General features: G+C 73.1%; 16 protein-coding genes. 1 reads left to right on the top strand and 15 read right to left on the bottom strand.

Features of this window, described 5'->3' with window-relative positions:
• Positions 1-157: 157 nt before the first annotated feature.
• From ACFYS8_RS33850 to ACFYS8_RS33820, 7 genes are all read right to left on the bottom strand, one after another.
• Positions 158-1105, bottom strand: a complete 948-nt coding sequence (locus ACFYS8_RS33850) for a regulatory protein RecX (RefSeq protein WP_387648737.1) — start codon at positions 1103-1105, stop codon at positions 158-160.
• A gap of 4 nt (positions 1106-1109) precedes the next feature.
• Positions 1110-2207 carry a recombinase RecA gene (gene recA / locus ACFYS8_RS33845; RefSeq protein ID WP_387648734.1) on the bottom strand — a complete coding sequence of 366 codons (1098 nt, stop codon included), beginning with the start codon at positions 2205-2207 and terminating at the stop codon, positions 1110-1112.
• Positions 2208-2423: 216 nt separating this feature from the next.
• A complete protein-coding gene (locus tag ACFYS8_RS33840) occupies positions 2424-3314 on the bottom strand; it encodes a hypothetical protein (protein WP_387648731.1) in 891 nt (296 codons plus the stop codon).
• Positions 3311-3844, bottom strand: coding sequence for a SigE family RNA polymerase sigma factor (locus ACFYS8_RS33835; protein ID WP_387648728.1), 534 nt, complete (start codon positions 3842-3844; stop codon positions 3311-3313). Before ACFYS8_RS33835 ends, ACFYS8_RS33840 begins: the two co-directional genes overlap by 4 nt.
• A 116-nt stretch (positions 3845-3960) precedes the next feature.
• Positions 3961-5265, bottom strand: a complete 1305-nt coding sequence (locus tag ACFYS8_RS33830) for an AI-2E family transporter (protein ID WP_387648726.1) — start codon at positions 5263-5265, stop codon at positions 3961-3963.
• 34 nt (positions 5266-5299) lie between these two features.
• Positions 5300-5494: a DUF3046 domain-containing protein gene (locus ACFYS8_RS33825; protein ID WP_387648722.1), complete on the bottom strand. Its 195-nt coding sequence runs from the start codon at positions 5492-5494 to the stop codon at positions 5300-5302.
• 25 nt (positions 5495-5519) lie between these two features.
• Positions 5520-7055, bottom strand: coding sequence for a S8 family serine peptidase (locus ACFYS8_RS33820; protein WP_387648720.1), 1536 nt, complete (start codon positions 7053-7055; stop codon positions 5520-5522).
• Between the two features lie 150 nt (positions 7056-7205).
• Between ACFYS8_RS33820 and ACFYS8_RS33815 the strand changes: the two genes are divergently transcribed.
• On the top strand, positions 7206-11822 hold the full coding sequence (locus ACFYS8_RS33815; RefSeq protein ID WP_387648717.1) for an ATP-dependent helicase: 4617 nt from the start codon (positions 7206-7208) through the stop codon (positions 11820-11822).
• A 70-nt stretch (positions 11823-11892) separates the two neighbouring features.
• Here ACFYS8_RS33815 and ACFYS8_RS33810 read toward each other — a convergent pair whose 3' ends face one another.
• The 8 genes from ACFYS8_RS33810 to ACFYS8_RS33775 form a co-directional block, all read right to left on the bottom strand.
• Positions 11893-12162, bottom strand: a complete 270-nt coding sequence (locus ACFYS8_RS33810; protein WP_387648714.1) for a hypothetical protein — start codon at positions 12160-12162, stop codon at positions 11893-11895.
• Positions 12163-12214: 52 nt separating this feature from the next.
• Positions 12215-12583: a helix-turn-helix domain-containing protein gene (locus tag ACFYS8_RS33805; RefSeq protein ID WP_030457965.1), complete on the bottom strand. Its 369-nt coding sequence runs from the start codon at positions 12581-12583 to the stop codon at positions 12215-12217.
• 316 nt (positions 12584-12899) lie between these two features.
• On the bottom strand, positions 12900-13385 hold the full coding sequence (locus tag ACFYS8_RS33800) for a CinA family protein (RefSeq protein WP_387648711.1): 486 nt from the start codon (positions 13383-13385) through the stop codon (positions 12900-12902).
• Entirely contained in the window at positions 13378-14013 is a 636-nt protein-coding gene (pgsA, locus tag ACFYS8_RS33795) for a CDP-diacylglycerol--glycerol-3-phosphate 3-phosphatidyltransferase (protein ID WP_387648709.1), read from the bottom strand. The genes ACFYS8_RS33800 and pgsA overlap by 8 nt, the downstream gene beginning before the upstream one ends.
• On the bottom strand, positions 14010-15464 hold the full coding sequence (rimO, locus tag ACFYS8_RS33790; protein ID WP_387648706.1) for a 30S ribosomal protein S12 methylthiotransferase RimO: 1455 nt from the start codon (positions 15462-15464) through the stop codon (positions 14010-14012). The genes pgsA and rimO overlap by 4 nt, the downstream gene beginning before the upstream one ends.
• A gap of 72 nt (positions 15465-15536) precedes the next feature.
• Entirely contained in the window at positions 15537-16430 is an 894-nt protein-coding gene (locus tag ACFYS8_RS33785) for a helix-turn-helix domain-containing protein (protein WP_387648704.1), read from the bottom strand.
• Positions 16431-16562: 132 nt separating this feature from the next.
• Positions 16563-19232, bottom strand: coding sequence for a DNA translocase FtsK (locus tag ACFYS8_RS33780; RefSeq protein WP_387648701.1), 2670 nt, complete (start codon positions 19230-19232; stop codon positions 16563-16565).
• Positions 19233-19353: 121 nt separating this feature from the next.
• Positions 19354-19992, bottom strand: a complete 639-nt coding sequence (locus tag ACFYS8_RS33775; protein ID WP_380488803.1) for a two-component system response regulator — start codon at positions 19990-19992, stop codon at positions 19354-19356.
• Between the last annotated feature and the right edge of the window lie 67 nt (positions 19993-20059).

Raw genomic sequence — 20059 nt, 5'->3', positions numbered from 1 at the left:
CCGCGATCGTCCAGCCACTGAGTGCGAGGCTAGGCCGAGGTTACGAAACGGTCAAGATGCGATCGAGAATTGGCTCCGATGATCCGATCAGCAGTCATCATGTCCTCCCGCCGAACAGCGCCGAACAGCGCGGAACGGCACCGGCCGAGACTCCGCGCTACCAGTCCTCGCCCTCCTCCGCCGGCTCCGCGTCCAGCGCCTCCCGGACCACCCGGTACGCCAGGCCCTCCGAGTAGCCGCGCCGGGCCAGCACCCCGACCAGCCGGCGCATCCGCACCTCCCAGTCCAGCCCGGCGGTGGAGCGCAACTTCCGTGCCACCAGCGCCCGGGCGGCCTCCGACTCGTCCTCGGCATCGACCTGCAGCAGTGCCTGCTCCGCGGTCTCGCCGGTGACGCCCTTGGTGCGCAACTCCTGGGCCAGCGCCCGCCGGGACAGTCCGCGCACCGCGTGCCGGGACTCCACCCACGCCTCGGCGAAGGCGGCGTCGTCGATCAGCCCGACCTCCTCCAGCCGGGACAGCACCTGCTCCGCGACCTCGTCCGGGATCTCCTTGCGGCGCAGCGCATCGGCCAGCTGCTTGCGGGACTTGGCGGCCCCGGTGAGCAGTCGCAGGCAGATGTCCCGGGCCCGCTCCGCCGGATCCCCCTGCTCGGCGGCAGCCCCCTGCCCACGCCGCTTCCCCCGCGCGCCTGCCTCGCCCGCCGGACGCTCCGGACCCTCCGAACGCTCCGAATCCTTCGAACGCTCGGACTTCGCCCGCCGCTTCGGCCGCGGCCGCTCCCCCGCCGGTGCCGCGACCGGCAGTTCACCCAGCGCGCTGCGCCGCCGACGCCGCCCCCCGGCCAGCTCGGACGCCCGCATCAGCCCGGGCAGCTCCCCCACCGCGGGCGACTCGCCCGAAGGCGGATCTCCCGCCGCAGGCGGCTCTTCGGCGACCGCCGCGAACCAGTCGGGCGGGCCGGAAGGATCGTCGTCCTCCGCGACCGCCGCGAACCAGTCCGGCGGGCCGGATGCGTCGTTCTGCTCGTCCGCCCATACGCCCGCACCGGGCTCGTCCTCGGACGGGCCCGGTGCCGGGTGGTCGGCGTGATGCCGGTGTGTCAACGGTTCAGCCCTTGGCGGCGGCCGCCGTCTTCTTGGCGGCCGCCTTGGCGGGGGCGGCCGCCGCCGGGATCTCCACCGCGGGGGCGTCGCCCTCGCCCTCGGCCGGCTTCGGGCCGATGCCGAGCTTGCCCTTGATCTTGGCTTCGATCTCGTCGGCCAGCTGCGGGTTGTCGCGCAGGAAGTTGCGGGCGTTCTCCTTGCCCTGGCCGAGCTGGTCGCCCTCGTAGGTGTACCAGGCGCCGGACTTCCGGATGAAGCCGTGCTCCACGCCCATGTCGATCAGGCCGCCCTCGCGGCTGATGCCCACGCCGTAGAGGATGTCGAACTCGGCCTGCTTGAACGGCGCGGCGACCTTGTTCTTGACGACCTTGACGCGGGTGCGGTTGCCGACCGCCTCGGTGCCGTCCTTCAGGGTCTCGATGCGCCGGATGTCGAGGCGGACCGAGGCGTAGAACTTCAGCGCCCGGCCACCGGTGGTGGTCTCGGGGGAGCCGAACATCACACCGATCTTCTCGCGCAGCTGGTTGATGAAGATCGCGGTGGTGTTCGACTGGTTCAGCGCACCGGCGATCTTGCGCAGCGCCTGGCTCATCAGACGGGCCTGGAGACCGACGTGCGAGTCGCCCATCTCGCCCTCGATCTCGGCGCGCGGGACCAGCGCGGCCACCGAGTCGATGATCACCAGGTCGATCGCGCCGGAGCGGATCAGCATGTCGGTGATCTCCAGCGCCTGCTCACCGGTGTCCGGCTGGCTGACCAGCAGGGCGTCGGTGTCCACGCCGAGCTTCTTGGCGTACTCGGGGTCGAGCGCGTGCTCGGCATCGACGAAGGCGACGGTGCCGCCGGCCTTCTGGGCGTTGGCGGCCAGGTGCAGGGTCAGGGTGGTCTTGCCGGAGGACTCGGGGCCGTAGATCTCGACCACTCGGCCGCGAGGGATGCCGCCCACGCCCAGCGCCACGTCGAGCGCGGTGGACCCGGTGGAGATCACCTCGACCGGCTCGTTCGCCTTCTCGCCGAGGCGCATCACCGAGCCCTTGCCGAACTGCCGTTCGATCTGGGCGAGTGCGGCCTCCAGGGCCTTCTCGCGATCCGTTCCTGCCATGGCTTCCACCCTCGGGTTCTGTCCGTTGCGCTTCATCGTCATCGACGCTAGCGCGTCCCACCGACAAACGGCCCAGATCGGGCTCGGCCTGTGGAAAACTCTGCGCCGAAGCGTACAAAGAACACACGTTCGAATCCAGTCGAAGGTCACCCGACACACCGCGGCCCCGCCCCCGAACCTTCGGGGACGGGGCCGCGACAGCGCACCGGCCGCTGCTTATCCGTGCTGGCCGGAGTCCGTCGGCGTGCCGCTCTGCTGGCCGGCGAACCGCCAGTCGCCGACGCCCTCGGTGGGCCGCGTCTGCACCCCGTTCACCTGGTACTGGGAGTCCGCGGGGCTGTTCCCGGTCTGCGGCGCGCCACTGGCGCCCTGGCCCGGCTGGCACCCGTCCCCCTTGGCGGGCGCCGGGCCGACGATCGACAGGGTGACCGTGTTCTGCGGCACGCCGGGCGTGCCCGCCCCGTCGAAGACGCTCAGCTGGACGCTCCTCGTCTGCTGCCCAGCAGTCTTCCCGGGCGCCGGGATGCCGGCCAGCGTGTCGCGCTTCTGCCGCGCCCCGTCGACGGTCGAGTACAGGTCGATGATGTCATCGGTGGAGCTCCAGGACTTCTGGACGGACGCCTCCGTCGGCTTCTCGAGCGACGGGTCCGCGGCGTGGCGCTCCTGCCAGATCGCCACCGCCTGCTCATACGCCTTCTCCTTCGGGGCGAGCGGCCAGTGCGACTTCCAGACCTGCCACTTCTTGCCCTCGGTGGTGCCCTCCGTGACCATCTGCCGCTGGGGCTTGAGCGGGTCCCGCCCGTCGGCCTGCGGCTTCGCCGACGCTCCCGCGCAGTCGCCGGCGGCGGCCTGGACCGCCTGCACGTTCGAACCGTTCCCGCCGAAGCCGTACAGGCCCGCGGCCGTGCCGCCGCCCAGCGCCACCACCGAGGCCAGCGTGAGTGCGCCGAGCATCGTGCGGCGCCGGCGCCGGATCCGCCGTCCGCCGTCCAGGATGCCGTCGACCGGCACCGGGCCGATCGTCACGGCCTCCGCTGCCGCCGCGAGCCCCAACTCGACCGGCTGGTCCCCACCGACCTCGGGCATTCCGTTCTCCCCCGCAGTCATACCGCACCTCCCACACGCGTCATGTCCGTCAGTTCCTTCAGCCCCGCGGTCGCCCGCAGTTTCGCTATCCCCTTGGCCGCGTGGCTGCGCACGGCCCCCGTCGAGCAGCCCATGGCGGCGGCCGCCTGGCTGTCGGTCAGGTCTTCCCAGTGCCGGAGCACCACGGCCTCGCGCTGCCGGGGCGGCAGTGCGGCGAGTGCCGTCAGCAGCACCCGGCGCTGGTCGGAGCGGGCGTACCCGTCCTCGGTCCCGGCGGTGTCCGGCACGGCGTCGACGAGCACTTCCGGTGCACGGCGCCGGAAGCGGCGGGCGTGCTGGTTGATCATGATCCGACGCACGTAGCTGTGCGCGTCGTCGGCACGGCGCACCTTCGACCAGGCCGCGCAGGTCCGCTCCGCCGCCGATTGCGCGAGGTCCTCGGCCGCGTGCTGGTCACCGGTCAGCAGGTACGCCGTCCGCAGCAGCCAGGGCCAGGCGCCGACGATGAACGCCCGGAACTCCTCGTCCGGACCGATCTGTTTGTCGCCCATGAACACCTCCTCGCCCATCAAGAGCCCAGCGGTGGGGCAAACCGCTTACTCATGCGACGACCGACCTGCCGGACGTCTCCGGACGGCAGGTCGGTCGTGGTGCGGGGCGCGGGTGGTCAGACCTCGGAGCGGCGCTCCTCCGGCTCCGCACCGGCGTCGGCCGCCCCGCCGCTCACCATCTGCCGCAGTCGCCGCACGGCCTCCCGTCGCCGCTGGCGGCGCTCCTCGCCGCGGTCGATCCGCGGGTCGTCCTCGACCTCGTAGCGCCGCACGTAGGTGCCGACGAAGCCCTGCAGGGTGGCGGCGGCGGGGATGGCGATCAGTGCGCCGACCGCGCCGAGCAGCGCGGCGCCGGCGATCACCGCGCCGAAGGCGACGGCGGGGTGGACGTCGACGGTCTTGGCAGTGATCCGCGGGTGCAGCAGGTAGTTCTCGATCTGCTGGTAGACGATCACGAAGCCGAGCACCCACACGGCGTCCACCGGCTGGCCGGTGAGCGCGACCAGGACGGGCAGCGCGCCCGCCAGGTAGGTGCCGATGGTGGGGACGAACTGCGACATGACGCCGACCCAGACGCTGAGCGCGGCCGCGTACGGCAGTCCGATGATCGTGAAGAACGCCCAGTGCCCGAGGGTGGAGACCAGCGCCAGCACCGCCCGGGAGTACAGGTAGCCGCCGGTCTTGGCGAGCGCGATCTCCCAGGCGCGCAGCACCTCGGCCTGCTTGGTGGGCGGCAGCATCGAGCAGACGGTGCGCCGCACCCGGGGGCCTTCGGCGGTGAAGTAGAAGGTGAACAGGCCGACGGTGAAGGCCTGGAAGAGCCCGCCGACCACGGTGCCGGTGACGCCCCAGACGTTGTCGGCGGCCTGCTGGGCGTACTTCTCGATGGTGCCGGAGTCCTTGAGCACCTGGTGCTGGAGCTGGTCGAGGGACAGCTCGGTGTGGAAGGTGTGGTTGATCCAGTCGATCAGGTCGTGCAGCATCTGCGGCAGCTTCCCCGCGACCTGGGTGACCTGGTCGACCATCAGGGTGCCGAGCGCGGTGAGGAAGCCGGCGACGGCCAGGCCGACGCCGATGAACACCAGGAAGGTGCCGACGCCGCGGCGCACGCCGCGGGCGGCCATCCGGTCGACGGCGGGTTCCATCGCGAGCGACAGGAAGAACGCGACCAGCAGCATCACGAACAGGTTGATCAGCTGGTGGAAGGCCCAGTCGGCGAGCTGGAACAGGCCGACGCCCACCAGTGCGAGCAGCATCGCCTTGGGCAGCCAGCGCGGCATCGCACCGCTGCCGGCGCCGCCGCGGCGCAGCCGGTGGCCGGTGGGGTCGGCGGTGTCGCCGCCGCTCTGTGCGCCCGGCGGGGCGCTCACGGGGAGGTGTTCGTCGGAAAGCTGGTCGGGGGTCTCTGCACTGCTGGCCACCGACCAAGTCTCACCCAACGGCCGGCGAATCGGGTCACCGCAGCTGTGCGGACACTCCCTGGGTGACGCAGACCACTCGCCACACGTCCTTGGCCTCCCAGCCGGCGTCCAGTGCCTGGCGGACGGTGCGGCCGTCGAGTTCGGCCATCACGTGGTCCTGGGCGAAGGACTCCGCGTACGCCTCGCCGAAGTGCAGGTGCATCCGTCGCCAGAATTCGGTCAGCCTCATGCGCCCAGTATCCGGTACCGGCAGGTCAGTGCGGCAGGGCGAGGATGCCGGAGCCGTAGTAGTCGCGGTTCTCGCAGCCGACCGGCAGGGTCTGCACGCAGTTGCCGTCGGCGGCCCGGGTGAGCGCGGCGGTGATCCGGTCGGGGTCCCAGTCGGGGTGTTGGGCGGCGACCACGGCGACGGCGCCGGTGACGTGGGCGGCGGACATCGAGGTGCCGGCCAGGGCGGCGTACTTGCCGCCGGGCCAGTCGGAGATGACGGCGCCGTCGGTGCCGCCGTCCGGGTCGCCGCCGGGTGCGGTGAGGGAGATCCGGCCCCGGCCGTAGTTGCTGTAGGAGGCGGGCAGGCCGTTGCGGTCGACGGCGCCGACGGTGACCACGCCGGGCAGTTCGCCGGGCAGCCGGATGCATTCGGTGCCGAGTTCGCGGTCCTGCGGGGGGCCGCCGGTGCGGTCGTTGGGGCTGCGGTGGTCGGGCCGGGTGGCGGCGAGGTCCTGGGCGTCGTTGCCGGCCGAGGCGACCACCACGGCGCCCTTGCGCTGGGCGTAGGCGACGGCGCGGCCGACGGCGGCGATCAGCGCGGCCTGGTCGGCGTCCTCGGGGCAGTTGTACTTCCACGGGTCGGCGAAGTAGCTGTCGTTGATGGCGCGGGCGCCGTGGTCGGTGGCCCAGAGCATGCCGCAGACGATGTTCTCCGCGTAGTACTGGCCGAGCGGGCCGAGCAGCCGGACGGCGGCGATCCGCACGCCGGGGGCGACGCCGGTGACGCCGTGGCCGTCGCGGGCGGCGCCGACGATGCCGGCGACGTGGGTGCCGTGGCCGCTCTCGTTGATGGCCGGGTCGGGCCGCCAGGCGCCGCTGCGGGAGTCGGGGCGGCCGTCGGCGCACGACGCGGAGGCGGCGGGGTCGACGGCCTCGCGCAGGTCGGGGTGGGTGTCGTCGACGCCCGAGTCGAGCACCGCGACGGTGACCTGGGACAGCTGCTGGGCGGTGGGGACGGCGCCGGTGCGGTCGGCGGAGCGGTCGGCCGGGCGGTCCAGCGGCGGGTGCAGCAGCGCGGCGTGGCCGACGGGGCGTTCGACGGCGCCGATCATGGCGAGGTTCCAGTCGCTGTGCTCGCCCGGGTCGGGGACGGTGGCGGTGCTGTCGTCCTGGGCCTCGATCGCGTCGGTGGTGCCGGCACCCGGTCCGAAGGCGGCGCCGGCCAGCGGCCGGGGCGGGGACGGCACGGGAACGGTGCGGGTGGCGCCGACCGCGGCTATCCCGGGCCGGGCGCGCAGCTTCTCGGCGAACCTGCCGTCGGCGTAGGCGAGCACTGCGCCGATCTGCGGGTAGCCCTGGACGACCTGCCCGCCGGCCGCCCGGACCTGGTCGGCGGCGTGGTCGGCGCCCTGGGCGTCGGCGCGCTCGTCCAGCACCAGGTAGCTGAGGTAGCTGCTGTCGGTGCCGGTGACGTAGGGGACGGCTCCGCCGAGCAGCAGTCCGGAGAGCAGGGTGGCGCCGAGGATGCGGGCGCTGCGGCGCCGTGGGGTGCTGTCGGGGGCCTGGCTCACCTGCTCCATCGCACGCTCCGCTCGTCGGCCGGGCCGGACGCCCGAGGGGTCGGGCGTCCGGTTCCTCACGATATGAGCGATTTATACGATTTGCTGAGCGGGCTGCGGCAGACGGTGACCACCCCCTGACCTGTCAGCGCGTCGGGGCACCATGGGTGCATGGCCACCTCCGTCCCCGCCCCGTCCCCGAACCCACTGGACGGCTTCGCGCCGGCCACCCGGTCCTGGTTCACCGGCGCGTTCGCCGCCCCCACCGAGGCCCAGTCCCGGGCCTGGGCGGCGATCCGGCTGGAGACGGACGTCCTGGTGGTCGCCCCGACCGGCTCCGGCAAGACCCTGGCGGCCTTCCTGTCCGCCCTGGACCGGCTCAGCTCCACCCCGCCCCCGGCCGACCCCAAGCGCCGCTGCCGGGTGCTCTACATCTCCCCGCTGAAGGCCCTCGCGGTGGACGTCGAACGCAACCTGCGCGCCCCGCTGGCGGGCCTGCGGCAGGCCAGCGTCCGGCTCGGCCTGCCCGAGCCCGAGGTGCAGGTCGGCATCCGCTCCGGCGACACCCCCGCCGCCGACCGCCGCAAGTTCGCCACCCACCCGCCGGACATCCTGATCACCACCCCCGAGTCGCTGTTCCTGCTGCTCACCTCCGCCTCCCGGGAGGCGCTGCGCGGCATCGACACGGTGATCCTGGACGAGGTGCACGCGGTGGCCGGCACCAAGCGCGGCGCGCACCTGGCGCTCAGCCTGGAGCGACTGGACGAGCTGCTGGACCGCCCGGCCCGCCGGATCGGCCTGTCCGCCACCGTCCGCCCGGTCGAGGAGGTCGCCCGCTACCTGAGCCCGCAGCGCGGCGCGGCAATCGTCCAGCCCGGCAGCGACAAGCGTTTCGACCTGTCCGTGGTGGTGCCCGTCCCCGACCTCGCCGACCTGCCCGCCACGCCCGCCGAGGAGTCCGACCCGCAGCGGCAAAGCTCGATCTGGCCGCACGTCGAGGAGCGGATCGTCGACCTGGTGCAGGCACACCGCTCGACCATCGTGTTCGCCAACTCCCGCCGCCTCGCCGAGCGGCTGTGCAACCGGCTGAACGAGATCGCCTACGAGCGGGCCACCGGTGCCCCGCTGCCCGAGTCGCACGCCCCCGCCGAGCTGATGGGCGGCTCCGGCGCCGCCGCCGGCGCCCCGCCGCTGCTGGCCCGGGCGCACCACGGCTCGGTGTCCAAGGAGCAGCGCGCCCTGGTCGAGGAGGAGCTGAAGGCCGGCCGGCTGCCCGCCGTGGTCGCCACCTCCAGCCTGGAACTGGGCATCGACATGGGCGCCGTCGACCTGGTGGTGCAGGTCGAGTCACCGCCCTCGGTGGCCTCCGGCCTGCAGCGGGTCGGCCGGGCCGGGCACCAGGTCGGCGCGGTCTCCACCGGCGTGGTCTTCCCCAAGTACCGGGGCGACCTGGTGCAGTCCGCCGTGGTCACCGAACGGATGCGCTCCGGCGGCATCGAGGCCCTGCGGGTGCCCCGCAACCCGCTGGACGTGCTCGCCCAGCAGCTGGTCGCGACGACCGCCCTGGACACCTGGGACGTGGACGAGCTGCTCGCGCTCTGCCGCCGCGCCGCCCCGTTCGCCACCCTCCCGCAGTCCGCGTTCGACGGCGTCCTCGACATGCTGGCCGGCCGCTACCCGTCCGACGCCTTCGCCGAGCTGCGCCCCCGCCTGGTCTGGGACCGCGTCGCCGGCACCGTCACCGGCCGCCCAGGCGCCCAGCGCCTCGCCGTCACCTCCGGCGGCACCATCCCCGACCGCGGCCTGTTCGGCGTCTTCATCGCCGGCGCAGACCCGAAGAAGGGCGGCGGCCGGGTCGGAGAGCTCGACGAGGAGATGGTCTACGAGTCCCGGGTCGGCGACGTGTTCACCCTCGGCACCACCTCCTGGCGGATCGAGGAGATCACCCACGACAAGGTGCTGGTCACCCCCGCCCCCGGCATCCCCGGCCGGCTGCCGTTCTGGAAGGGCGACTCGCTCGGCCGCCCGCTCGAACTCGGCCGCGCCGTGGGCGCGTTCGTCCGCGAGGTCGGCGCGATGGAGCCCGCCGCCGCCACCGCCCGGCTCCGCGAGGCCGGCCTGGACGACTGGGCGTCCGGCAACCTGCTCGCCTACCTCGCCGAACAGCGCGAGTCCTGCGGCCACCTGCCCGACGACCGCACCATCGTGGTGGAACGCTTCCGCGACGAGCTCGGCGACTGGCGCATCATCATCCACTCCCCCTTCGGCGCCCAGGTGCACGCCCCGTGGGCGCTGGCCATCGGCGCCCGCCTGCGGGAGAAGCACGGCCTCGACCCGCAGGTGATGCACGGCGACGACGGCATCGTGCTGCGCCTGCCCGACGCCGACCTGCTGGCCGACTTCCCCTCCGGCATCGCGGCGCCGCCCGCCGACGAGGCCCCGGTCGGCGCCGACGCCGCCGTCTTCGACTCCGGCGACATCGAACAGCTCGTCACCGACCAGGTCGGCGGCTCCGCCCTGTTCGCCGCCCGCTTCCGCGAGTGCGCCGGCCGCGCCCTGCTGCTGCCCCGCCGCAACCCCGGCAAGCGCACCCCGCTCTGGCAGCAGCGCCAGCGCGCCTCCCAACTCCTCGAGGTCGCCGCCGAGTACGGCTCCTTCCCGATCGTGCTGGAAGCCGTCCGCGAATGCCTGCAGGACGTCTTCGACGTCCCCGGCCTGGTCGAGCTGATGCGCGACCTGGAGTCCCGCGCCGTCCGCCTGGTCGAGGTCACCACCCCCGAACCGTCTCCGTTCGCCCGCTCCCTGCTGTTCGGCTACGTCGCCCAGTTCCTGTACGAGGGCGACTCCCCGATCGCCGAACGCCGCGCCGCCGCCCTCTCGCTGGACTCCCGGCTGCTGTCCGAACTGCTCGGCCAGGCCGAACTGCGCGAACTGCTCGACCCGAAGGTGCTCGCCGACCTGGAGGCCGAACTCCAGCGCCGCACCCCCGAGCGCCGGATCAAGGACGCCGAGGGCGTCGCCGACGCCCTGCGCCTGCTCGGCCCGCTCGGCGAGGACGAACTCACCGAACGCGGCGCCGAACCGCTCTGGGCCCTGGAACTCGAAGCCGCCCGCCGGGTCATCCAGGTCCGGATCGGCGGCCACCTGCGCTGGTCCGCCATCGAGGATGCCGGCCGCCTCCGCGACGCCCTCGGCACCCCACTGCCGGTCGGTGTCCCCGAAGCCTTCACCGAGCCCGTCAAGGACCCGCTCGGCGACCTGCTGGCCCGCTACGCCCGCACCCACGGCCCGTTCACCGCCCACGAGGCCGCCGAACGCTTCGGCCTCGGCAGCGCCGTCGTCACCGGCACCCTGCACCGCCTGACCGCCGCCGGCCGCCTGGTCCAGGGCGAGTTCAGGCCCGAAGCCACCGGCACCAGCACCACCCCCGAATGGTGCGACGCCGACGTCCTGCGCCGCCTGCGCCGCCGCTCGCTCGCCGCCCTCCGCCACGAGGTCGAAGCCGTCCCCCCGAAGGCCCTGGCCGCGTTCCTCCCCCAGTGGCAGCACCTCGCCGGGCACCGCCTGCGCGGCGCCGACGGCCTCTACCGGGTCGTCGAACAGCTCCAGGGCACCGCCCTGCCCGCCTCCGCCCTCGAGAAGCTCGTCCTGCCCGCCCGCCTCACCGACTACTCCCCCGGCCTGCTGGACGAACTGATGGCCGCCGGCGAGATCGGCTGGTCCGGCGCGGGCGCACTGCCCGGCAAGGACGGCTGGATCAGCCTCCACCTGCCCGAGAACGCCCACCTGCTGCGCCCCGAACCCCTGCCGCTCACCCCCGGCCCCGTCCACACCGCCCTGCTGGAGGCGCTCACCGGCGGCTACGGCGCGTTCTTCCGGCAGCTCGCCGAACGCGTCCCCGACACCCCGGACGCCGAGATCGTCGAAGCCCTCTGGGACTTGGTCTGGGCCGGCTACGTCACCAACGACACCCTGGCCCCCCTGCGCAACCTGCTCGGCTCCGGCCGCACCGCCGGCGCCACCGCCCACCGGGCGCCCCGCTCCACCCCGCGCGGCCGCTACGGCGGCGCGGGCCGCGGCCTGGCCCGCCCCAGCTCCCGCTCCGGCCCGCCGACGGCCGCCGGCCGCTGGTCCCTGCTGCCGTCCTTCGGCGGCGACCCGACCGTACGGGCCGCCGCCCAGGCCCAGGCCCTGCTGGACCGCCACGGCATCCTCACCCGCGGCACCGTCACCGCCGAACGCGTCCCCGGCGGCTTCGCCGGCGTCTACCGCGTCCTGGCCGCCTACGAGGAACGCGGCAAGGCCCGCCGCGGCTACTTCGTGGAAGGCCTAGGCGGCGCGCAGTTCGCCATGGAGGGCGCCGCGGACCGCCTGCGCTCCGTCAACTCCCGCCTGGAGCGCACCAACGGCGACTGGTCCACGAGCACACCCGCGGAGGCCCCGCAGGCAATCGCACTGGCCGCCGCCGACCCCGCCAACGCGTTCGGCGCGGCGCTGCCCTGGCCGGAACCCCCCGCGGACACCACCGGCGCCCACCGCCCCGCCCGCAAGGCCGGTTCGCTGGTCGCCCTGGTCGACGGCGAGCTGGTCCTCTACCTCGAACGAGGCGGCAAGTCACTGCTCACCTGGTCCACCGACGCCCCGACCGTCACCGCGGCCCTCACCGCCCTGTCCCAACCCCTCACCATCGAACGCGTCAACGGCCACCCCGCCCTCACCAGCCCCCTGGGCCCCCACCTGGAAACGGCCGGATTCCACCCCACACCCAAGGGCTACCGGATTCGGTGAAGCAACCAGGGGAGCGGGGAACTGCGCGACAAGCGCACACCACGTCCGCAAGGTCGCGCTCAAGTGCAAGTCACTCTCCCGCGTCGCGATCTTGCGGTTGGGTGCCTTCCGCTTCGCGCAGTTCCCCGCGCCCCCGGTTTCGCACCCGCTCGCTCTGCTCTCCCCGGTTTCGCAACGTCCGCGCGTGCACCGGAATGAGCCCCGCCCCCCACCAGCCCGCCGCAAGCATGCCGAGGGCGGCACCGCCATCTCTCGCGGTGCCGCCCGTAAGCAGCAGTATCAGACCCAGGCCCACCAGTGCTGTCGCACCCAGCAGCAGCGCTCTGCGCAACGCGGGCATTGCGCCCCTCCTTCACCCGGCGCTCCGCGAGTGCGGAACGGTCGAGGTCCGGTCAGGCCGCCACCACGTCCATCGCCGCCTTGGGCGAGATGGATCCGGACCGGTCGACGCCGGGGGCCGGCAGCGGAACCGGTTCGAGCACCGGCCTCAACAGGTCACCCTCGGAGAGGGTGGCCATCGCCGCAAGTTCGGCGAGCGACAGTTCGTCGCTGACCTCGCGCATGACCTCCGACATCCGCACGTCGAGTGCGTCGCAGATGGCGGAGAGCAACTCGGAGGACGCCTCCTTCTGACCCCGCTCGACCTCGGAGAGGTACCCGAGCGAAACCCTGGCGGCTGCCGACACCTCGCGGAGTGTGCGGCCCTGGCGCTGGCGCTGCCGACGCAGCACATCGCCAAGCAGGCGACGGAGCAGAATCATCGGTGCCTCCCTCCTCGGACTGCGGATCGAGATGTCACGACCCCACCGTACCGCCTTGTCCGTGTCCCGTGCGGGGACCGGGGTCGTGTTCACTCTGGGCTGCAAGGCGTCCCCTCCCCTGTTCTTCCCCTTCCGGGCCGTCGAACCACCCGTGACGGGCAGATGTCCGGCTCCGGACGCCCGGTCGAATCCTGGTCGACGCGGGGGCGGTCCGACCGGGTTCGGCCCGGCCGGAGCATCCGGTGTAACACGTTCCTCCATCGGCTGCTGCGGGTTCACGGGTTTCGGCCCGCCCCGGCCCGGCTGCCGGTGATGGTCAGCCGTTGGCGTCGGGCCCGGTCAGCCGGCGCAGCAGCAGATCGAGCGCGGCGTCCACCGACTGGTGCCGGATTGTGTCACGCCCACCCGACAACCGGAGCGGCAGTGCTTCTGTTCCCCGCGCTCCGGCGAGGCCCACGTACACGGTGCCGACGGGCTGTCCGTCCTGCGGGTCGGGCCCGGCGACGCCGGTGGTGGCCAGGGCCCAGTCGGAGCCGAGCAGGTGCCGTGCCCCCTCGGCCATCTGCCGGGCCACCACGGGGTGGACCGGTCCGTACACGTCCAGCAGGCCTTCGTCGACGCCGAGCACGGACGCCTTCAGGTCGGTGGCGTACGCGGTGACCGAGCCCCGGAACACCGCGGAGGCGCCGGGGACGTCGACCAGGGTGGCGGCCAGCAGGCCGCCGGTGAGCGACTCGGCGACGGCCAGGGTGGCGCCGTCGGCCCCCAGCGCCGCGAGCAGGCGGGCGGCGAGGTCACTCACCGCGGCGCTCCCGGGCGATGCCCTCGCGGCGCAGCCGGACCGCCTGGACCACGTAGTCGAGGCCGGTGCCGACGGTGAGGACGACGGCGATCGCCATCATCACCGCGCGGCCGGTGGCCAGCGGACCGGTGAGCACCAGGACGTACATGCCGACGGCGATGCCCTGGGCGAGGGTCTTGAGCTTCCCGCCGCGGCTGGCCGGGATGACCGCGTAGCGGATCACCCAGAACCGCATCAGGGTGATGCCGAGTTCGCGGGCCAGGATCACGGCGGTGACCCACCAGGGCAGGTCACCGAGGATCGACAGGCCGATCAGGCCGGCGCCCATGATCGCCTTGTCGGCGATCGGGTCGGCGATCCGGCCGAAGTCGGTGATCAGGCCCTTGCTGCGGGCCAGCGCCCCGTCGAACACGTCGGTGATCATGGCGACGGCGAACGCCGCCCAGGCGAACGCCCGCCACTTGGGGTCGTGCCCGCCGTCGGCGAACATCAGCGCCACGAAGACCGGGACCAGCAGCAGCCGGAACATCGTCAGGACATTGGCGATGTTCCACAGGCCGGGCTGCGGCGGCGGGACGGCGGCCGGGGTCGGCCGGGTCTCGGCCGGGGCCCCCGGCCCCTTGGTCATACGTCGGCTCCGAGCTGCGTGATCGCCTCGGCGACCAGGTCGACGCCCTCGGTGCCGACCACGGTGGCCCGGTAGAAATGCCCGATCTCGGCGTCGTCGGCGCCGAGCAGGGTGGTCAGGCCGTCGGTCTCGGGGGCCTGGTGGACGGCGCGGCCCTCGACGACACCGTCCTCGATCGACTCGACCAGCACGGTGACCTCGCTGCCGACGCGCTGTTCGGCGCGCTGCGCGGTGAGTTCCTCGGCGAGCTTGGAGAGCCGGGTGACGCGGTCGTCGACCACGTCCTGGTCGAGCTTGCCGTCGTAGCCGGCGGCCTCGGTGCCGTCCTCGTCGGAGTAGCCGAAGACGCCGATGGCGTCCAGGCCGGCGTGCGTGATGAACCGTTCCAGCTCGGCGAAGTCCTCCTCGGTCTCGCCGGGGAAGCCGACGATGAAGTTGGAGCGGGCGCCGGCCTCGGGGGCCTTGGCGCGGATCGACTCCAGCAGGCCGAGGAACTGCTCGGTGGAGCCGAAGCGGCGCATCCGGCGCAGCACGGCGGGCGCGGAGTGCTGGAAGGACAGGTCGAAGTACGGCATGACCTTGTCGGTTCCGGTCATCACGTCGATCAGGCCGGGGCGCATCTCGGCGGGCTGCAGGTAGCTGACCCGGACCCGCTCGATGCCCTCGACGGCGGCGATCTCGCTGAGCAGGGTCTCCAGCAGCCGGATGTCGCCGAGGTCCTTGCCGTACGAGGTGTTGTTCTCGGAGACCAGCACGACCTCGCGCACGCCCTGCCCGGCCAGCCAGACGGCCTCGTTCAGCACGTCGCTGGGGCGGCGGGAGATGAAGGAGCCGCGGAAGGCGGGGATGGCGCAGAACGAGCAGCGGCGGTCGCAGCCGGAGGCCAGCTTGATCGAGGCGACCGGGGCGTCGTCCAGGCGCTTGCGCAGGGTGCGCGGGCCGGAGGCGGGGGCGAGGCCCTCGGGGAGGTCCTCGGGGGTGCCGTGGCCGGGCAGCGCGACCTCGGCGGCGGCGGCCTGGCGTTCGACGGGGGTGAGCGGGAGCAGCTTGCGGCGGTCGCGGGGCGTGTGGGCCTCGACGTGGCCGCCGGAGAGGATGGTGTTCAGGCGGGTGGAGATGTCGGCGTAGTCGTCGAAGCCGAGGACGCCGTCGGCCTCGGGGAGGGCGTCGGCGAGTTCCTTGCCGTAGCGCTCGGCCATGCAGCCGACGGCGACCACGGCCTGGGTACGGCCGTGGCCCTTGAGGTCGTTGGCTTCGAGCAGGGCGTCGACGGAGTCCTTCTTGGCGGCCTCGACGAACCCGCAGGTGTTGACGACGGCGACATCGGCTTCGCTGGCGTCGTCGACCAGCCGCCAGCCATCGGCCTCCAGTCGCCCGGCGAGTTCCTCGGAGTCGACCTCGTTGCGGGCGCATCCGAGCGTGACCAGGGCGACAGTGCGGGGTTCAGGCATGACGCCAAGATTAACGCGCGCCCCCCGGTGGAGTTCCCCCCGGAGGGCGCGCGATCTGTTCGGGCGGCCGGATCAGCCCGCCTGCGGGTCGCCCGGGGTGTACGTGAGGTGCACCACCTGGCCGTCCTGACCGGCCGGACCGAGGTCCTTGCCGTTGACGAACAGGTGCACGGCCCCGGCGTTGCCGATCACCAGAGTGATCTTCTTCGGGTCGGTGAAGGTCTGGTCCTGGCCGGCTTCCAGGTTGTTGGAGAACAGCGACTTGCCGCTGCTGTCCTTGGCGGTGACCCAGCTCTTGTCCTGCCCGGCGACCAGCTTGACGGTGACCTTGTCGGCGGGGGCGGCGGCGACCGCTCCGGTGCCCGTCTCGGGGGCCGGCGGCTGCGCGGAGGCCTCCAGGGTGGCCGGGGCGGAGACGCCGGACGGCAGCGGGGCGCTGGCCGCGCCGGGGCCGTTGTCGGTGGAGGACGAGGAGCCGACCAGGTTGTAGCCGATCAGCACGACCACCGCGACGATCGCCAGGACCATCGCGGCGGTCCAGTTCGGGCGGCGGTGGTCGGTGACCTTGACCGGCCCGACGTCGAACAGCCGGGCCGCGGGCGCGGCGCCGCCGTGCTCGGCGTCGTAGCGGGCGACCAGCGCCTCGCCGTCCAGGCCGACCTCGCGGGCCAGCAGCCGCAGGTGGCCGCGGGCGTAGAAGGCGCCGCCGCAGCGGTCGAAGTCGTCGGACTCGACGGCGTGCACGATCGGCACCCGGATCCGGGTGCGGGTGCTGACCTGGTCGACCGTCAGGCCGGCGTCGATCCGGGCCCTGGCGAGCAGCCGCCCGATGCTCGGCCCGTCGGCGGCGTGACTCGGCTCCGCAGGCGGCTCTGGGTTGACGGAGGCGAGCGCGGAGGAGCCAAGGGCGGAGCGGCGGGGGAACTTGCCGATGGTCACTGGGCACGCCTTTCGAGCGGAGGCCATCTGCTGAGTAACCAGTCTAGGGGTGCTGCCGTAACGTTTCTCAACCGGAGGGGGCCCGAACGTGCCACAGCCCTGCCACAGAAGTTGACGGGCGGTCACCTCGCTTCCCGGCCACCGGCGACCGCCCGCCGCTCACCCCCTCAGCGTCATCAGGACCCCGTCCAGCTCGTCCGGCTTGACCAGCACGTCGCGGGCCTTGGAGCCCTCGCTGGGGCCGACGATGCCGCGCGACTCCATCAGGTCCATCAGCCGGCCGGCCTTGGCAAAGCCGACCCTCAGCTTGCGCTGGAGCATCGAGGTGGAGCCGAACTGGGTGGTGACGACCAGTTCGACGGCCTGGACCAGCAGGTCGAGGTCGTCGCCGATCTCCTCGTCGATCTCCTTCTTCGGGCCGGAGCCGACCACCACGTCGTCCCGGTAGCGGGCGGCCAGCTGGTCCTTGCAGTGCTGGACGATGCGGGCGATCTCCGCCTCGGTGACGAACGCGCCCTGCATCCGGACCGGCTTGGACGCGCCCATCGGCAGGAACAGCGCGTCGCCCTTGCCGATCAGCTTCTCCGCGCCGGGCTGGTCGAGGATGACCCGGGAGTCGGCCATCGCCGAGGTGGCGAAGGCCAGCCGGGACGGCACGTTGGCCTTGATCAGGCCGGTGACCACGTCCACCGAGGGGCGCTGGGTGGCCAGCACCAGGTGGATGCCGGCGGCGCGGGCGAGCTGGGTGATCCGGACCACCGAGTCCTCGACGTCGCGCGGGGCGACCATCATCAGGTCGGCCAGCTCGTCGACGATCACCAGCAGGTACGGGTAGGGCGTCAGCTCGCGTTCGCTGCCGAGCGGCGGCTGCACCGTGCCGGCCCGCACCGCGGCGTTGAAGTCGTCGACGTGCCGGAAGCCGTAGGCCGCCAGGTCGTCGTAGCGCATGTCCATCTCGCGCACCACCCACTGGAGGGCCTCGGCGGCCTTCTTCGGGTTGGTGATGATCGGCGTGATCAGGTGCGGGATGCCCTCGTAGGCGGTCAGCTCGACCCGCTTGGGATCGACCAGCACCATCTTGACCTCGTCGGGGGTGGCGCGCACCAGCACCGAGGTGATCAGGCAGTTGATGCAGGACGACTTGCCCGCGCCGGTGGCGCCCGCCACCAGCACGTGCGGCATCTTCGCCAGGTTGGCCATCACGGTGTGGCCCTCGACGTCCTTGCCCATGCCGACCACCATCGGGTGGGTGTCCTCGGCGGCGGTGCGCGAGCGCAGCAGGTCGCCGAGGGTGACCATCTCGCGGTCCCGGTTGGGGATCTCCACGCCGACCGCGGACTTGCCGGGGATCGGCGAGATGATCCGCACGTCGGGGGTGGCCACCGCGTAGGCGATGTTCTTCGCCAGCGCGGTGATCCGCTCGACCTTCACCGCCGGGCCGAGCTCGACCTCGTAGCGGGTGACCGTCGGACCGCGGCTGAAGCCGGTGACCCTGGCGTCCACCTTGAACTCGGCGAACACCCCGGTGAGCTGGCTGACGATGTCGTCGTTGACCTGCGAGTGGGCCTTGGCCGGGGCCCCGCGCTCCAGCAGGTCCATCGACGGCAGGGAGTAGGCGATGTCGCCGGACAGCTGGAGCTGTTCCATCCGGACAGGCGCCTCGCCGTGGCCGTCGGGCGCCTCGGACGGCCAGGGCTCCTCCGGGGGAGCGGTGTTGTCCTTCACCTGGCCGACCATGCTGGCCACGGTGGGCGAGCCGGCCACGCCGAACAGCAGCGCGCCGTCCACCAGGTCCGCGGCGGCGCCGGCGGCCAGGTCGCGGGTCTGGTACGGGTCCTTCTCGAACGAGACCGGCACCGGGGCGGACGCCTGGTCCTCGTCGCTCTTGCGGCGACGGCGCCTGCGGGGGGCCTCGTCCTCGATGGTGATCGGCAGCGCGTCGGGGTCGGCATCCTCCGGCGGGGCGGTGGAGTACTCGCGCTCCCCGGTGCCGGGCTCGCCGTCGGCGTCCTCGTACTCGCCGGGCAGCGGCTCGGCGACGCCCAGGCGGACGCCCAGCAGGCGCAGGCGCTGCGGGATGCGGTTGATGGGGGTGGCGGTGACCACCAGCAGCCCGAAGAAGGTGAGCAGCAGCAGCAGCGGGACGGCCAGCGGCGGGCCGGCGGCGGCCATCATCGGGGTGGACACGGCCCAGCCGATCAGGCCGCCGGCCTGCCGGATCCGGGTGGCGCCGGTGCCCATCGCGGGCGCGCCGCAGCCGATGTGCACCAGGCCGAGCACGGCGATCACCAGCGCGGTCAGGCCGATCACTATCCGGCCGTTGGCCTCCGGCAGCTCGGGGTGGCGCATCAGGCGGACCGCGACGGCGCCCAGCAGGAACGGCACCAGCACGTCGAGCCGGCCGAACAGGCCGGAGACCACGGCGGTGGCGGCCTCGCCGAACCACCCCTGCGGGCTGGCCCAGGTGCCGGCCGCGACGACCAGGGTGAGCGCCAGCAGCAGCAGGCCCACGCCGTCCTTGCGGTGCTCGGGGTGCAGGTTGCGGGCGCCGTGCCCGTAGCTGCGGAACACCGCGCCGATCGCGTGCGCCAGGCCCAGCCAGATCCGCCGGACGGCCCGGAAGAGTATCGGCCTGGGCGCGGGCGCCGCGGGTGCGGCGGCGGGCGCCTTCTTGGCCGGGGCCTTCTTCGCCGGAGCCTTCTTGGCAGCGGGCTTCGCGGCGGATTTGGCGGCGGATTTGGCGGGGGCGGCCTTCTTGGCGGCTGTCTTCTTGGCCGGCCCGGGCTTGCTGGTGCGTGCGTCGGCGCTTCCGGGCGTTCGTGTGGCCATGGGTGGCAGCCTACCGGCGCCACCGGGCCCCGGACATGCGCGGGCGCACTTCGGCGGGTTGCACCGTCGACGTACCGTCAGCGGCCAGCGAACCACTCGAACGAGTGACGCTGACAGCCGTTCAGTTCGCGCCGGGGCGCAGCGCGTCCAGGGCCCGGCGCAGGCCGGCCAGTTTGCGCTCCAGGTGGGCGGCGGTCGCGGCGGCGCCGGCGCTGTCGGCGGTGGCGTCGAGCTGCTTGGTGAGCGCCTCGGCCTGTTCCTCGACGGCGGCCAGCCGGGCCGACAGCTCGCCGAGCAGCGCCCCGCCGATGGCCGGTTCCTCGTCCGTCTCCAGTTGCAGGCGCAGCAGCGCGGCCTGCTCCTTGAGCTGGGTGTTCTTCACGTACAGGTCGACGAAGACGGAGACCTTGGCACGCAGCACCCACGGGTCGAAGGGCTTCGAGATGTAGTCGACCGCGCCGGCCGCGTAGCCGCGGAAGGTGTGGTGCGGACCGTGGTTGATCGCGGTCAGGAAGATGATCGGAATGTCCCTGGTCCGCTCGCGGCGCTTGATGTGCGCGGCGGTCTCGAAGCCGTCCATGCCGGGCATCTGAACGTCCAGCAGGATGACCGCGAAATCGTCGGTGAGGAGCGCCTTGAGCGCCTCCTCGCCCGAGGAGGCGCGTACGAGCGTCTGGTCGAGCGCGGAGAGGATCGCCTCCAGGGCGAGCAGGTTCTCCGGACGGTCGTCGACCAGGAGGATCTTCGCCTTCTGCACCAGGACCCGCCCTCCTGCCGGTTGTTTCCCCAGAGCGGGCACCTTCGTGCCGCCCATCACTGCCCCGGTC

Source organism: Kitasatospora sp. NPDC004615, assembly GCF_042873545.1.
Classification (GTDB): domain Bacteria; phylum Actinomycetota; class Actinomycetes; order Streptomycetales; family Streptomycetaceae; genus Kitasatospora.
Note: the sequence above shows the minus strand (reverse complement) of the source record. Positions and strands in the feature narration are given on the sequence as shown.

What these genes read in the sequence shown, in the direction of transcription:
- rimO (WP_387648706.1), bottom strand. Translation starts at nt 15,464, where the DNA reads ATGCCTGAACCCCGCACTGTCGCCCTGGTCACGCTCGGATGCGCCCGC.
- recA (WP_387648734.1), bottom strand. Translation starts at nt 2,207, where the DNA reads ATGGCAGGAACGGATCGCGAGAAGGCCCTGGAGGCCGCACTCGCCCAG.
- ACFYS8_RS33835 (WP_387648728.1), bottom strand. Translation starts at nt 3,844, where the DNA reads ATGGGCGACAAACAGATCGGTCCGGACGAGGAGTTCCGGGCGTTCATC.
- ACFYS8_RS33815 (WP_387648717.1), top strand. Translation starts at nt 7,206, where the DNA reads ATGGCCACCTCCGTCCCCGCCCCGTCCCCGAACCCACTGGACGGCTTC.
- ACFYS8_RS33840 (WP_387648731.1), bottom strand. Translation starts at nt 3,314, where the DNA reads ATGACTGCGGGGGAGAACGGAATGCCCGAGGTCGGTGGGGACCAGCCG.
- ACFYS8_RS33825 (WP_387648722.1), bottom strand. Translation starts at nt 5,494, where the DNA reads ATGAGGCTGACCGAATTCTGGCGACGGATGCACCTGCACTTCGGCGAG.
- ACFYS8_RS33820 (WP_387648720.1), bottom strand. Translation starts at nt 7,055, where the DNA reads ATGGAGCAGGTGAGCCAGGCCCCCGACAGCACCCCACGGCGCCGCAGC.
- ACFYS8_RS33805 (WP_030457965.1), bottom strand. Translation starts at nt 12,583, where the DNA reads ATGATTCTGCTCCGTCGCCTGCTTGGCGATGTGCTGCGTCGGCAGCGC.
- ACFYS8_RS33780 (WP_387648701.1), bottom strand. Translation starts at nt 19,232, where the DNA reads ATGGCCACACGAACGCCCGGAAGCGCCGACGCACGCACCAGCAAGCCC.
- ACFYS8_RS33810 (WP_387648714.1), bottom strand. Translation starts at nt 12,162, where the DNA reads ATGCCCGCGTTGCGCAGAGCGCTGCTGCTGGGTGCGACAGCACTGGTG.
- ACFYS8_RS33785 (WP_387648704.1), bottom strand. Translation starts at nt 16,430, where the DNA reads ATGGCCTCCGCTCGAAAGGCGTGCCCAGTGACCATCGGCAAGTTCCCC.
- pgsA (WP_387648709.1), bottom strand. Translation starts at nt 14,013, where the DNA reads ATGACCAAGGGGCCGGGGGCCCCGGCCGAGACCCGGCCGACCCCGGCC.